Below are 14,081 nucleotides of genomic sequence, written 5' to 3'. Positions count from 1 at the left end.
CTCGTAGCCGGCGATGCCCTTGATCTCGAGGAAATCCTCAAGCCCGTATTCGGCATTGTAGCCGCCGAACGGCAGGCCAGCGTCCCGGGGTGGGGAAGTTGATGTAGGCGTTGTCGGTGCGCATGCGCGCGGCGATTTCGTGGGCCTTGTTCATGTCCTTGGTCTGGATGTAGGAGGCCAGCCCATAGACGGTGTCGTTGGCGGCGCCGATCTGCTCGCAACGTCTCCGCACTCAATCGGTACGGCCACGCATATTAGCATTCAACGATATATTAATAAGTATGATCGAGCCTTTGCGTATCGGGACCAATTTCCGATCGACGATCCGGCACTATTTGTGTGCCGCGACGCTCGACCGATGCGGAGTAAAACGCATGAGTGTCGAAACCGCACTGGCGCAGCTATTGCGCATGATCCACGGTCGCGCCCTCAATCTGGCGGCGTTGCCTGACGATGAAAGAGTTACGCACTACGACAGCATCCGCCGATCATGTTGCGGAGCCGCCGAGCATGTCGGCCAGAGTCCCGACGATGCAGCCATCACAGCAAACAGCATGGTCGAATTCACCCGCGCCATGGTTGGAATCATCGAGACAAACCGCGGCTATGACAAGCGGCGGTCCATCTCCGGGCGGCGACCCGGTTGACGAGACTAGCGAGGGCGCGGCCGAGACCGCGCCCCTTCGATTGCATTGGAGCTAGCGAGGGCCTTGTCTCCCTGCCCTACTCTGCCGCCTCGTAGCCCGCGATGCCCTTGATCTCGAGGAAATCCTCGAGCCCGTATTCGGCGTATTCGCGGCCGTTGCCGGATTGCTTGTAGCCGCCGAAGGGCAGGCCGGCGTCCCACTGGGGATAGTTGATGTAGACATTGCCGGTGCGCATGCGGGCGGCGACTTCGCGGGCTTTCTGGATGTCCTTGGCCTGAATGTACGAGGCCAGCCCATAGACAGTGTCGTTGGCAGTGCCGATGGCTTCCTCCACGGTGTCATAAGGCATGATCGCCAGCACCGGCCCGAAGATTTCTTCCCTGGCGATGCGCATGTCCGGCGTGACGTCGGCGAAGACAGTCGGCCTGACATAGTAGCCGCGGTTGAGTTCGGCCGGACGGCCGGGGCCTCCCGCGACCAGCGTCGCACCCTCGCCTATACCGGCCTGGATCAGGTCCTGGATCTTGTCGAACTGGGTCTGGCTGACCACCGGGCCGAGCTTGGTGCCGGCCGCATCGGCCGGGCCGACGGTGAACTTTTCCGCCGCCGTTTTGGCATAGCCGGCAGCCTCGTCGTGGCGGTCGCGCGGCACGAACATGCGGGTCGGCGCATTGCAGGACTGACCCGAGTTGCTGAAGCAGCCGGCGACGCCCTTGCTAACGGCCTTTTCCAGGTCGACATCCGGAAACAGGATGTTGGCCGACTTGCCGCCGAGTTCCTGATGCACGCGCTTGACCGTGTCGGCGGCCGCCTTGGCGACCAGTATGCCGGCGCGGGTCGAACCCGTGAATGACATCATGTCGATGTCGGGGTGGCTGGACAAAGCCTGGCCAACGCCCGGCCCGTCGCCATTGACGAGGTTGAAGACGCCCTTCGGCACGCCGGCCTCGTCGATGATCTCGGCGAAGATGATGGCGTCGAGCGGGGCGATTTCACTGGGCTTCAGCACCATGGTGCAGCCGGCGGCGAGCGCGGGACCGACCTTGCAGGTGATCTGGTTCAGCGGCCAGTTCCATGGCGTGATCAGGCCGACGACGCCGATCGGTTCCTTGACGATCAGGGACGAGCCCTTGATGTGGCGGAATTCGAACGACTTCAGCACTTGCGCCATCTTCTGCAGATGCGCAAGGCCGACGCCGACCTGGCTGTCGAGCGCCATCCGGCGCGGCGCACCCATCTCGCGCGACACGGCCAGCGCCAGATCGGGGCTGCGTTTCTTGTAGATGTCGATGACGCGGTTGAGGATGTCGAGCCGCTCTTCGACCGAAGTGAAGCCGAATGTGTCGAAGGCGCGTTTGGCGGCGGCAACCGCCTTGTCGACATCGGCCTTGGAACCGAGCGAAATCTGCGCGAAGGCATCTTCGTTCGAGGGGTCGATGACGTCGAGTGTGTTGGGCACAACAGGATCGACCCACACGCCATCGATATAGAACTGCAGATTGTGTGACATGGTTTCTCCTTGGGCGGGATATCTGATGTGATTGGGGGGCGATCGCCGGATCGTCGTATCGCGTCAGAGATAACGATGCGGCAAGAGCGATGTCAAACGCAAGGGTGGGCGATTGAGCCAGGCGGCTACAGAAGCGTGTGCCCCGCCGCGACCAGAAGGCCCCTTGCCGCAGCTTCATCCTTCACTTTGACAAGCAGATGGTCGCCATCGAAGGTGGATACCAGAAAAATGCCGAGTTCGTTTTCCGACAATGGCTTTATTACCGACAGCACGATGCCAGTTTCGTCGAAGGCAAAGGGACCTTGGAGTTTCAGGGCGACCCAGTCCCTGTCGTGCTTCACCCCGTCTGGCACCCGCTCCTGCAGGCAGACGACCGAAAGCTCGTCCTCGGTCCTGGTGATGCTGACGAAGCCCGGCCCGTCGGCCCAGCCGGGAATGCCCTCATTTGCTTCGAGGCGCGAAACCGCATACCGCCCCGAGAGTGGCTTCAACCGGACCCTGACTGCCATCGTCGTGTCCATGCCTCCGATTGCCCGCTATCGCGTCAATCTCTTGCTCATATAGACCGTCATGCCGCCCATGAACGGCTCCTCCCGGTCGATCGTATAGTCATGCCTTTTGTACAACAACACATTGGCCTCGAAGGCGCCATTGGTCAGCAGGCGCAGCTCCGTGCGGCCTGCTTCGAGCGCCTTCCGCTCGGCCCGTTCGAGCAACAGCCGGCCGATCCCCCGGCCCTGCACTTGCGGCGCGACGCAGACATTCTCGATCCACAGATGGTCGTCGGCCAGCATGGTCTCGACCATGCCGACGATCCGGTCGCCCTCGACGGCGAGATCGAACGGATGTTCGGCAACCGCCTTGTCATAGTCGGCACGCATCGGCAGCGGCTCGCGGCCGATCACCGGCACCCATTTGGCATAGGCGGCGCGCACGATATCCCTGATCGCGGCGGCATCAGCGCGCTCGGCCGGCCGAAACCGGATGGAAGAATTGGTCATGACAAGGCTCCAGACATGAAAACCCCGCCGGCGGATGTCGCGGCGGGGCGGGAACGAACAAACCGGATCTATCGTGCCGGTCTTTGTCGTCGCGCAGTCGGCTTACCGCTCCACATCGTGCAAAGGCGACGTCGCTTGGTGATGGCGAGTGCAAAAACGAACATGGCGCCACGCTGGAACAGGAAGTTCGGCCCGTCAAGATTTTGAGATTGGCCCAGCCTGTCGAATTCGGGAGGTGCTCTCTCGTCGGTTCAAAACCGATCGTTCGTAAAAATCGATCATTCTAACCAAAACAATTCGTTGGAAAGATCGGTTCGGGAATGGCATTCCTCCGACGTACCCGCCTGGAGAATTGCATTGTCTTCCGTCACCCACATCGCGAACGAAATTCCGAAAAGCCTGATACCGGCCGATCTGGCCGCGGGTCGCAAGCGGCTCGATTCGGCGTGGAATGGCGTCATCCCCGGCATCGTGCTGGTGGCGATGATCACCGCAGTGGCCTTCTCGGCCCACAACGTCTCCGGCTTTGGCTTGTTCAGCCCGATGATCCTCGCCGTCGTCGCCGGCATGATCTATTCCAACGTGCTCGGCACACCGGCCCACGCCAAGGCCGGCATCGCCTTCTCGCAAAAGCGCCTGCTGCGCTTTGCCATTGTGCTGCTCGGCTTCCAGCTGACGCTCGGCCAGGTCGTCTCGATCGGCGCCAGCGGCGTCGGCATTGTTGCGGCTACCCTTGGCGCGACCTTCGTCTTCACCATCACGCTCGGCCGGCTGCTCGGCGTCGACGCCAAGCTGGCGCAGCTGATTGCCGCCGGCACTTCGATCTGCGGCGCCTCGGCGATCGTTGCCACCAACATCGTCACCGATGCGCGCGACGAGGACGTTACCTACGCCGTCGCCTCGATCACGCTGTTCGGTACCGTCGCCATGCTGGGCTTCCCGCTGCTGGCGCCCGTGCTTGGCCTCGACCAGCACGCGTTCGGCCTGTGGGCTGGGGCCTCGATCCATGAGGTGGCCCAGGTCATCGGCGCCGGCTTCCAGAACGGCGCCCAGTCTGGCGAGATCGCCACTGTCGCTAAGCTCACCCGCGTCGCCATGCTGGCGCCGATGGTCATCGCGCTCGGCCTGATGGCGCGCCGCAAGACCAGCAGCGACCGGTCGAGCGATCAATCGGCGGCACGGCCGCCCATGCCGTGGTTCGTCGCCGCTTTCGTCGCCGTCGTGGCGTTGAACAGCCTGGTCACCGTGCCGGCCGAAGTGAAGTCGGCGATGGCGCTCGCCACCACCATCATGCTGACCATGGGGCTCGCCGCCATGGGACTGCAGGCCAACATTTCGCAGCTGCGCTCGCGCGGCCTGCGGCCGCTGGCGCTCGCCTTCTCGGCCTTCCTGTTCATCGGCTGCTTCAGCCTGACGCTGGTGAAGTTCGCTTGAAGCCCGCTCAGTCCTCGAAGGAGCTTGCCGCGACATAGATCGCGGCCAGCGCCTCGATGCCGGCCTGGTCGTCCTTGTCGAAGCGGCCGGGTGTCGGGCTGTCGAGGTCGATCAGGCCGAAGACGCCGTCATTGTCCCTGAGCAGCACGACCAGTTCCGAGCGCGAGTCGGCGTCGCAGGCGATGTGGCCGGCAAACTCGTGCACATCCTTGACCAGCATCGACATTTCGAGATCGACGGCGGTACCGCACACGCCCTTGCCGACGGCGATGCGCACGCAGGCCGGCTTGCCCTGGAAGGGACCGAGCACCAGCTCCTCGTCGGAGGCCAGGAAATAGAAACCGGCCCAATTGAGGTCGGGCACCATCTGGAAGATCAGCGCCGATGTGTTGGCGGCGTTGGCGACCGAGTCGCTCTCGCCCTCCAGCAGCGCCTTCAACTGGGTGGCCAGTTCGCGGTAGAAGACTGGCTTGTCGGTGCTGTCGATGGTCTGAGCCGCAAACATGGTTCGTCTCCGTTGCCGGCGGACCAGGATGCCCGCTATATCCCTGTCTGCCACCAATGACGCGCCTGGGAAATACACAATTGTGAATACCGTCCATGCCAGCAGAAGACAGGACCGGGTGCAGCCCGAAGCGAGCGAAGGCCCTCTCACCTTTGCCGTGCTGGTGTTTCCCGGCTTTCCGATGATGGCGTTCAGTTCGGTGATCGAGCCGCTGCGCGCCGCCAATGTGCTGGCCAAGCGCGAGTGCTATCGCTGGGTGATCGTCGGCGCCGACAAGGGCACGGTCGAGGCGTCCAATGGGGTTGTCATACAACCGGGATTCTCAGCCTCAGGCGCGCCGAAGGTCGACCGCATCGTCGTCTGCTCGGGCGGCAATGCCGACTTGCTTGTCGCCGACGATGCGGTTGCCTGGATGCGCAAGAGCCTGCGGGGCGGCGCCCATATCGGCGCGGTGGCCGATGCCGCCTTCTTCCTCGCCAGGGCCGGCCTGCTCGACGGCCATGCCTGCACCTTGCACTGGACCAGTCAGGCCGCCTTCACCGAGGCGTTTCCGGACATCGAGTTGAGGCGCGACCTCTACGTCATCGACCGCAAGCGCTTCACCTCGGCCGGTGGCGTCGGCAGCCTCGACATGATGCTGGAGATCATCACCAACGATTATGGTGGCGAGCTCGCGGCAGGCGTCGCCGAATGGTTCGTGCACAGCCCTTTGCGCTCCAGTGTGGACCGCAAGCTGATGCCACTCAGGCTGCGCACCGGCGTCCAGAACGAGCTGGTGCTGTCGGCCATCGCCATCATGGAGGATGCGGTGGAAGAGCGGCTCGGCATGACGGAACTGGCGGCAAGACTCGGCGTCTCCTCCGACAAGCTGGAGCGCAATTTCCGCACCGAGCTCAGCATTTCGCCCAACGGCTACTACCGGCGCCTCAGGCTGCGGCGCGCCGCCGACCTTCTGGCGCATTCGACACTGATGGTGCGCGACGTGGCGCTGGCCTGCGGTTTTGCGTCGATGTCGAGTTTTGCGAGGGCTTTTCGCGAAGAGCATGGGCATGCGCCGAAGGCCATGCGGCGGCATTAGTGGTGCTTCGCTGACGCCAGCGGCATTTCGCACGACATTTGCGGGATTCCGCACAGACTTTGTCTAGCGCACGGCTATGTTCGGGCCTTCAGGAGGCGCACCCAATGAGCATCGTCGTTTTCGATCCCGACAGCACCGAGGACGTGGATTTCAAGGATCGCATGCGCCATCCGGCGGCTGCGGACTCTGCCGGTGGCATGTGGCTGTCCGACACGGAGCCCTCCTTCATCGATGCCGACGCGTTGCGCAAGGGCCGGCTTGCGAAACTGCGCGGCTGGATGCGCGAGGCCGGCTATGGCGGCGTCGTGCTGTTCGACCCGTACAACCAGCGCTACGCCACCGGCTCGCGCAACATGTTCGGCTATTTCCTGCGCAACTCGACGCGCTATTTCTTCATCCCGACCGACGGGCCGATCGTGCTGTTCGAATATCCGCAGAGCTACCATGTCTCGATGGTGCTCGACACGATCGACGAGGCACGTCCGTCCAAGCTGGTGTGGTCTTCGGTGTCGGGCCGCGACGACGAAACCGCCGGCCCGTTCGCCGATGAGATCGCCGAGCTTTTGAAGAAGCATGGCGGCGGCTCGATGAAGCTCGGGCTCGACCGCTGCAGCCATCTGCAGGCGCTGGCTCTGGAAAAGCGCGGCTGCGAGGTCAGGGATTGTCAGGGTGAAATCCTGGCGGTGCGTGCGGTCAAGACGCCTGAGGAAGTGAAATGCCTGCAGGTTTCGATGGCCGGCGCCGAGGCGGCTGTCTATGCCGTGCGCGAGGCGATCAAGCCCGGCGTTTCCGAAAACGAGCTGTTCGCCATCATGTATGGCGAGGTGATCCGCCAAGGCGGCGAGTTCATCGAGACGCGGTTGCTCACTTCGGGACAGCGCACCAATCCGTGGTTCAACGAGGCCAGCGGCCGCAAGATCCGGCCGGGCGAGCTCCTGGCGCTCGATACCGACACGATCGGCTGCTACGGCTATTATTCCGATTTTTCCCGCACCTTCCGCTGCGGGCCGGGCAAGCCGACCGACTACCAGAAATCGCTCTACCGCATGGCGCACGACCAGGTTCAGCACAATATTTCGATCGTGAAGCCGGGCATGGCGTTTCGCGAGATCGCCGAAAGAGCGTGGAAAATCCCGGACCGTTTCGTCGACCAGCGCTATACCTCAGTGATGCATGGTGTTGGCATGCATGGCGAGACGCCGTTTATTGCGCATGCCATGGACTACGAAACCTATGGCCGCGACGGCGTCATCGTGCCCGGCATGGTGGTCAGCGTGGAAAGCTATATCGGCGAGAAAGGCGGCCGCGAGGGCGTCAAGCTGGAGGACGAGATCCTGATCACCGACACCGGCACCGAACTGTTGTCGCGCTTTCCCTACGAGGATGAGTTTCTGGAGAAGCAGGTTTGATGCCTGCGTCCCCCATCGACCTCTATGCGATATCGCAAACCTTCGGGAATAGCCGTGGCACCCATGCCTTCGTCATCCTAGGGCGAAGCAAGGAGCGCAGCGACGCGGCGCAGACCCTAGGATCCATGCCGGGACTCCCGAGCGCCGCGACGGTGCTGAATTCTGCTCCGCTGTGTTCCTCGGCTAACGTCACGGCATGGATCCTCGGGTCTCCGCGACGGAGCTTCGCTCCTGCTTCGCCCGTGGATGACGAAGTCGCGAGGACTTCTGAGCCAATCTCAAAGGCTTGCGCCAATTTGCTGAACAGAGCGGCGTTGGCAGCCAAAGGCGCATCCGCATGAAAAGCCCCATCTCGATCAAACGCGGCACGGTGGCTGCGGTGTTTATCGACCTCCAGGAGGAGCACCGGCAGGACAAGCGCTATCTGGTCGAAGGCTATGGCGAGGTGCTGGCCAACGTCCAGCGCCTGCAGGCGGCGGCGCGGCGCAACTTCGTGCCGCTCTACCACTGGGCCTATATTGTCGACACCGCCAAGGCGCGGCCGTTCCATCCGCTCGATGCCGACGGCAAGTCGGCCTTTTCCGACAAGAGCGATCCGCTGACGGAAATCTGTCATGAGGTGGCACCGGCCAATGGCGAAGCCTTGCTGATCAAGGCGGAGGCCAGCGCCTTCCGTTCGGGGCCGGCGGCGCGCGACCTCAAATCCGGCGGGATCGAGTGGCTGATCGTCGCCGGCGTGTGGACCGAGGCCTGCGTCGACGCCACCGTGAAGGACGCGGTGGCATCCGGCTTCCGCGTGCTGCTGGTCAAGGATGCATGCGGCAGCGGCAGTGCCGCCATGCACCAGACCGCCATCCTCAACCTTGCCAACCGGCTCTATGGCGGCGCCGTCACCAACACCATCGACGCCTGCCGGCTGATGGCGGGCGATACCGTCAGCGCATGGCAGGTCGAGGGTTCGGTGCCGCTGCGCTTCACCTTTGAAAACGCCGGCCGGCTGTACGGCGAACTCTGAGGCACAGGATGGGCACACTCCACCAGCTCAACACAACCGGGCGGGGAAAATACGCCACCCTGCTCGACCCGGCGCTGTGGGATTACATCGACCTGGTCAACGACTGGTTTCCGCCCGAAATCGCCGAACTTCCGATTGCCGAGCAGAGGTCGGTCTATGACGCCATGTGCCGTGCCTTCCATCAGGGTTATCCCAAGGGCGTCACCGCAAACGATGGCATCATTGCCGGCGATAAAGGGCACGCTATTCCCATCCGCCACTACCGCATGGCGGGCAAGCCGCTACGCGCGCTCGTCGTCTATTTTCATGGCGGCGGATTTGTGCTGGGCGGGCTCGACAGTCATGACGACATCTGCGCCGAAATCTGCGCCGGCACCGGCTTCGACGTCATCTCCGCCGACTACCGGCTGGCGCCGGAACATCCGCATCCGGCTGCCTTCGAGGATGCGCTTGCCGCGTTCGAATGGGCGGCGCAGACGACTGACCTGCCAATCGTGCTCGTCGGCGAGAGTGCCGGCGGCAACCTTGCCGCCGCGGTCGCGCATGCGTCGCGCCGCTACCCGCGTCACGCCGTCGGCCAGGTGCTGATCTATCCCGGCCTCGGCGGCGACGAGACTGCCGGCTCGTATGTCGAGCATGCGCACGCGCCGCTGCTGACGCTGCGCGACATCGAGACCTATCGCACCATCCGCTGCGGCCCGCAGCAATCGAATGACGACCCGACATTCTCGCCGCTTAAAGACAGCGATTTCTCCGGCCTGCCGCCGACGGTCATCGTCACAGCCGAGTGCGATCCGCTGTCATCCGACGGCGAGACCTATCGCGACCGCATCGTCGCCGCCGGCGGCCGCGCCTGGTGGTATGAGGAGCCGCGGCTGGTGCACAGTTTCTTGCGTGCCCGCAAAAGCGTTCCGCGCGCCGGCGAGGCATTTTTGTGCACGCTTGCGGCCATCGCCGCCGTCGCCGTGCTCGGCAAGAACGACTGGCCGTATTGAGCTTCGTAGCGCTCCGGACCTAGCGAAGGCCCCCCTTGCGGAGCAGCGCACAAGAATTGCGGAAAGGCGAACATTTCCCTGCGTAAGCTCGCCCTATCATTGTCTGCTCAGGCAACGGCGCCCCGGCAATCGCATCTGCCCCCAGCGGACGCGATCCGTCGGGGCGCCCAACAAAAGAGGGAACGACGATGAAATTCATGCTGACTGACCGTAGTTTGCACCCGCAGGCGAAACCCGTTGCCGATGATTTCCGGAAAGGCGGCGTCAGCCGGCGCGAATACCTCGCCATCATGGCCGGCTTCGGCGTCAGCGCGGCCGGAGCGCTGGCGCTGGGTGGCCTCAGCACGTCGCCTGCCCGGGCCGAGGAGCCGAAGCGCGGCGGTACCTTGCGCGTCGCCATGAACGTCAAGGGCTTCAAGGATCCGCGCACTTTCGACGGCGTCGAAATGTCCAATGTCGCGCGCCACTGCAACGAATATCTGGTGCGCTGGAACCGCGACTTCACCTTCGAGCCATGGCTGCTCGAAAGCTGGGAAACCAGCGACGACGCCAAAACAATCACGCTTCACGTACGCAAGGGCATCGCCTGGTCTAACGGCGACACCTTCAACGCCGACGATGTCATCCACAATCTGACCCGCTGGTGCGATGCGTCAGTTGCCGGCAATTCGGTCGCCGCGCGGATGGGCGCGCTGGTCAATGCCGACACCAAGAAGCCGGTCGATGGCGGTATCGAGAAGGTCGACGACTTCACCGTAAAACTCAATCTGCCGAAGCCCGACATCTCTCTGATCGCCGGCATGGCCGACTATCCGGCGCTGATCATGCACCGCTCCTATGAGGGTGGCGACGACCCGATGAAGGCACTGGCGATCACCACCGGTCCGTGCGAATTGGTCAGCTGGAGTGCCGAGACAAGTGCTGAGGTGAAGCGCAAGGACAAGCCCTGGTGGAAGGGCGACTTCTATCTCGACGGCATCAAATGGGTCGATTACGGCTCGGACCCCAACGCCATGCTGTCGGCGTTCGAATCCGGGGAGATCGACACCGACCACGAAACCACTTCGGATGCCGTGTCGCAGACCGAGCAGATGGGCTTGCAAAATTCCGAGATCGCCACCGGCTCGACCATCGTTGCCCGCTTCAATGTCGGCAACGCGCCCTATGACGATGTCAAGGTGCGCCGCGCCGCCCAGCTTGCCGTCGACAATTCGGCCGTGCTGGCGCTTGGTCTCGGCGGTCGCGGCAAGCCTGCCGACAACCATCATGTCGGCCCGATGCACCCGGAGTTCGCCGATATCGGCCCGGCCAAGCGCGACATGGACCAGGCGAAGAAACTGCTCGCCGAGGCCGGCAAAGCCGACCACGAATTCGACCTGATCTCGGTCGACGTCGAATGGCAAAAGAGCACCGGCGACGCGATCGCCGCGCAGATGCGCGAGGCCGGCCTGAAGATCAAGCGCACCGTGCTGCCGGCGGCAACCTTCTGGAACGACTGGAGCAAATACCCCTTCTCCACCACCGAATGGCTCGGCCGCCCGCTCGGCGTCCAGGTGCTGGCGCTTGCCTACAAATCGGGTGCGGCCTGGAACGAAAGCGCCTACGCCAACAAAGAATTCGACGAACTTCTCGACAAGGCGCTGGCAACGCCGGATGCCGCCCAGCGCAAGGAGATCATGGCCAAGATCGAGCAGAATCTGCGCGATGCCGGCATCATCATCCAGCCCTACTGGCGCTCGGTCTACCGCACCTACCGCAAGGGTGTGCAAGGCTGCGAACAGCACCAGTCGCTGGAGCAGCACTTTGAGAAGGTGTGGCTGGAAAGCTAATCCCTCCCGGGACTCTTGGGCCGGCGCGGTTCGAATGAGCCGTGCCGGCCGAATGCCATTTGCCATCGCCACGAATTTTGGCACAGATTGCGCCTGACCGACTTTCGGCTCAGAGCGAATCAGGCATGGATCACTTCGACCTCGGCACCTATCGCCGTCCCATCTCCACCGCCTCGGCCGAGACGCAGCGCTGGTTCGATATCGGGCTGAACTGGTGTTACGGCTTCAACCATGAGGAAGGCATAAAGTGCTTCGAGAAGGCGCTGGAAACCGACCCTGATTGCGCCTTCGTGCATTGGGGCATCGCCTATGCCGCCGGGCCTTTTTACAACCTCACCTGGAAAGAGCACGGCAAGGACGAGGCGAACCGTGCCACCCGCCGCTGCTTCGATCATGTGCAGCTGGCGCGGGCAGGTTCTGCGAGCGCCAGCCCCGTCGAGCAGCGGCTGATCGAGGCGCTGGCCGCCCGCTTCCAGCAGCCTCATGGCGTCACGCCCGCGGAATTCGAACAATGGGACAATGCCTATGCCGCCGCGATGCGGCAGGTCTATCGCGATTTTCCCGACGACCATGACGTGATGGCGCTCACCGTCGAGGCGCTGATGATGCGCACGGTGCGGCGGCTGTGGGATTTGAAGACTGGCAGACCGGCGCCGAATTCGGATGTGCTGGAGGCGCTGGAAGTCTGTGAGCGTTCGATCCGGCTGTCGGACGAAGCCGGCACTGCGCCGCATCCGGCGATCCTGCATCTGCACATCCATCTCCTGGAAATGTCGACGCAGCCGGAGCGCGGCATACGTTCGGCCGATTTGCTTGGCACGATGTGTCCCGATGCCGGCCACATGAACCACATGCCAGGCCACATCCATGTGCTGTGCGGCGAATACGAGAAGGCAAAGCTTGCCAGCGAAAAGGCAGTGCGGGCCAACGATCTCTACCTCGCCTATGCCAGTGAGACGACCTCCTCGGTTGCTGCCACGACCTGCATCTGATGATGTTCACCTGCATGTTCCTTGGCCAGTACCAGCCGGCGCTGTGGGCGGCCGACAAGGTGCGCAGCCTGGTCGCGCGCGACGTGGTCGCCATCCAGGGCCGGCCGAAGTTGACGCAGACCGTAGAAGGCTATCACGCCATGCGCGCGCATGTGCAGGTGCGCTTCGGCCGCTGGCAGGAGATCATCGACGAGCCGATGGTGGCAGAGCCGGAACTGTACGTGCTGACATCAGCCATGCAGCACTACGCCAAGGGCGTCGCTCATGCCACGCTCAAGCAATTCACGGCCGCCGAGCGCGAGCGCGAAAACTTTCGCAGGCAGGTCGAGAGCATCCCACCGGAACGGCGCTTCCTCAGCAATCCGACGCGGGCTTCGCTGGCCGTTGGTGCGGCCCTGCTCGATGGCGAGCTTGCTTACCACCAGGGCCAGCATGACGAGGCCTATACGCATCTGCGCCACGCAGTCGAGCTCGACGACAATCTGTCCTACACCGAGCCTTGGGCCTGGATGCATCCGCCGCGCCATGCGCTGGCCGCCCTGCTGCTCGACCAGGGCCATGCCGACGAGGCCGAGCAGGTCTATCGCGACGATTTGGGCCTCAGCGGCAAGGTACAGCGCTGCGCCCAGCACCCCGACAATGTCTGGGCGCTGCACGGGCTGGTCGAGTGCCTGAAGCGGCGTGGCGAGAGCGCGGAACTGGCGGGACTGCAGGAGAAGCTTGCAGCTGCGTTGGCCAAGGCGGATGTGGCGATCACCTCGTCATGCCCGTGCCGGACGAGCGCGCAAGCAGGGCCAAGCTGCTGCCATTGAAGCCCAGCCGACCGCAGCGGCGTCGCCTTACGAGAAAATCTCCGCCAGCTCATCGACGCTCGTGCCTTCCTTGACCTGGCGCAGCTCGACATAGCTGACCGCGGCGGCGACCGACAGCAGCATCGACGTCACGCTCTGCACCAGCCCCGCCACGATCGTAGCGGCGGTGCCGTGAAACAGGTAGACAACCACGCCAACCGCCCCCTGGATGACCATGGCGATGATCAACAGCACCACGAACAGGCCGAACAGCGACCAGCGGCTGCCCTTGGTCAGGGCGCGGCTGCGCGACATGGAGCCAAACACGCCAAGCCGCTCCTGGATCAAAACCGGCACCGAGACCGACCAGCCGAGCCACAGGATGATGCCGGGCACGATCAAGGCGATCATCGCCAGGCCCGATCCCAAAGCAACGAGGAAACCTATCGCCAGGGTCGGCAGCAGAAAGCGAATGGCGATCTGCAGGCTGTCGCCGAGGGTCGGACGCTTGCCGTTCAGGTCCTCGATCGTGGCCCGCACAAGCGCCGACTGAAGCAACAGCGCGAAAATGGAGTTGACGAAAATGGCGACAACCGTGACCCAGGAATTGCGCAACATTAAGGTGGGATCGGCCGCGGCGCCAGGATCGGCCTGCAGGAGCGCTTGCATGCGAGAATCGGTCCACAGCTGGAGCAAGATCGTCGGCAAGCCCGAAAACAGAAAGGCCAATCCGACCGTCAGGACGATATTTCGGCCGATGACGGAGAAGCTGTTGTTGAAGACCCTGCCGATCTGAAATTTCTCGGGCCGTGCAAATGTTGCCGAAGTCATGATGCGCCCCCTGTTCCCCCGCCGAATATTGTCCGGCGACCGCA

13 protein-coding genes and 1 pseudogene are annotated in these 14,081 nt (G+C 63.4%); 8 read left to right on the top strand and 6 right to left on the bottom strand.

From position 1 onward, the window contains the following. Positions 1-37 precede the first annotated feature (37 nt). Positions 38-232 carry an aldehyde dehydrogenase family protein gene (locus AC1DXM_RS23380; protein ID WP_477236591.1) on the bottom strand — a complete coding sequence of 65 codons (195 nt, stop codon included), beginning with the start codon at positions 230-232 and terminating at the stop codon, positions 38-40. Between the two features lie 142 nt (positions 233-374). On the opposite strand from AC1DXM_RS23380, the gene AC1DXM_RS23375 reads away from it, so the two are divergent. Next, entirely contained in the window at positions 375-647 is a 273-nt protein-coding gene (locus AC1DXM_RS23375; protein ID WP_477236589.1) for a hypothetical protein, read from the top strand. Between the two features lie 76 nt (positions 648-723). Here AC1DXM_RS23375 and AC1DXM_RS23370 read toward each other — a convergent pair whose 3' ends face one another. From AC1DXM_RS23370 to AC1DXM_RS23360, 3 genes are all read right to left on the bottom strand, one after another. Then, positions 724-2,157: an aldehyde dehydrogenase family protein gene (locus AC1DXM_RS23370; protein WP_477236587.1), complete on the bottom strand. Its 1,434-nt coding sequence runs from the start codon at positions 2,155-2,157 to the stop codon at positions 724-726. A 125-nt stretch (positions 2,158-2,282) separates the two neighbouring features. After that, positions 2,283-2,666 carry an ACT domain-containing protein gene (locus AC1DXM_RS23365; RefSeq protein WP_477236585.1) on the bottom strand — a complete coding sequence of 128 codons (384 nt, stop codon included), beginning with the start codon at positions 2,664-2,666 and terminating at the stop codon, positions 2,283-2,285. Positions 2,667-2,693: 27 nt separating this feature from the next. Further along, the gene (locus AC1DXM_RS23360; RefSeq protein WP_477236583.1) at positions 2,694-3,158 is read right to left on the bottom strand and encodes an N-acetyltransferase family protein; all 465 of its coding nucleotides are present in this window, start codon (positions 3,156-3,158) and stop codon (positions 2,694-2,696) included. 357 nt (positions 3,159-3,515) lie between these two features. Here AC1DXM_RS23360 and AC1DXM_RS23355 point away from each other — a divergent pair, with 357 nt between their 5' ends. Beyond that, positions 3,516-4,592, top strand: a complete 1,077-nt coding sequence (locus AC1DXM_RS23355) for a YeiH family protein (RefSeq protein ID WP_477236581.1) — start codon at positions 3,516-3,518, stop codon at positions 4,590-4,592. 7 nt (positions 4,593-4,599) lie between these two features. Here AC1DXM_RS23355 and AC1DXM_RS23350 read toward each other — a convergent pair whose 3' ends face one another. After that, entirely contained in the window at positions 4,600-5,097 is a 498-nt protein-coding gene (locus AC1DXM_RS23350; RefSeq protein WP_477236579.1) for a GAF domain-containing protein, read from the bottom strand. Between the two features lie 181 nt (positions 5,098-5,278). On the opposite strand from AC1DXM_RS23350, the gene AC1DXM_RS23345 reads away from it, so the two are divergent. The 6 genes and pseudogenes from AC1DXM_RS23345 to AC1DXM_RS23320 all read left to right on the top strand — a co-directional run bounded on the left by AC1DXM_RS23345 (position 5,279) and on the right by AC1DXM_RS23320 (position 13,227). After that, positions 5,279-6,175 carry a GlxA family transcriptional regulator gene (locus AC1DXM_RS23345; protein ID WP_477236650.1) on the top strand — a complete coding sequence of 299 codons (897 nt, stop codon included), beginning with the start codon at positions 5,279-5,281 and terminating at the stop codon, positions 6,173-6,175. Between the two features lie 104 nt (positions 6,176-6,279). Further along, positions 6,280-7,584, top strand: a complete 1,305-nt coding sequence (locus tag AC1DXM_RS23340; protein WP_477236577.1) for a M24 family metallopeptidase — start codon at positions 6,280-6,282, stop codon at positions 7,582-7,584. A gap of 337 nt (positions 7,585-7,921) precedes the next feature. Next, positions 7,922-8,599 carry an isochorismatase family protein gene (locus AC1DXM_RS23335; protein ID WP_477236575.1) on the top strand — a complete coding sequence of 226 codons (678 nt, stop codon included), beginning with the start codon at positions 7,922-7,924 and terminating at the stop codon, positions 8,597-8,599. Between the two features lie 8 nt (positions 8,600-8,607). Beyond that, positions 8,608-9,594: an alpha/beta hydrolase gene (locus tag AC1DXM_RS23330; protein ID WP_477236573.1), complete on the top strand. Its 987-nt coding sequence runs from the start codon at positions 8,608-8,610 to the stop codon at positions 9,592-9,594. A 188-nt stretch (positions 9,595-9,782) separates the two neighbouring features. Further along, positions 9,783-11,423, top strand: coding sequence for an ABC transporter substrate-binding protein (locus AC1DXM_RS23325; protein WP_477236571.1), 1,641 nt, complete (start codon positions 9,783-9,785; stop codon positions 11,421-11,423). A 125-nt stretch (positions 11,424-11,548) separates the two neighbouring features. Then, positions 11,549-13,227: pseudogene (locus AC1DXM_RS23320) on the top strand (tetratricopeptide repeat protein). 27 nt (positions 13,228-13,254) lie between these two features. Here the strand turns inward: AC1DXM_RS23320 and AC1DXM_RS23315 are convergent. Beyond that, positions 13,255-14,037, bottom strand: coding sequence for a hypothetical protein (locus AC1DXM_RS23315; protein WP_477236569.1), 783 nt, complete (start codon positions 14,035-14,037; stop codon positions 13,255-13,257). Positions 14,038-14,081 lie beyond the last annotated feature (44 nt).

The sequence above is a fragment of the Mesorhizobium sp. P3_A2 genome (assembly GCF_056403115.1).
The sequence above is the reverse complement of the archived record's forward strand: the minus strand, read 5'-3'. Positions and strand labels throughout refer to the sequence as shown.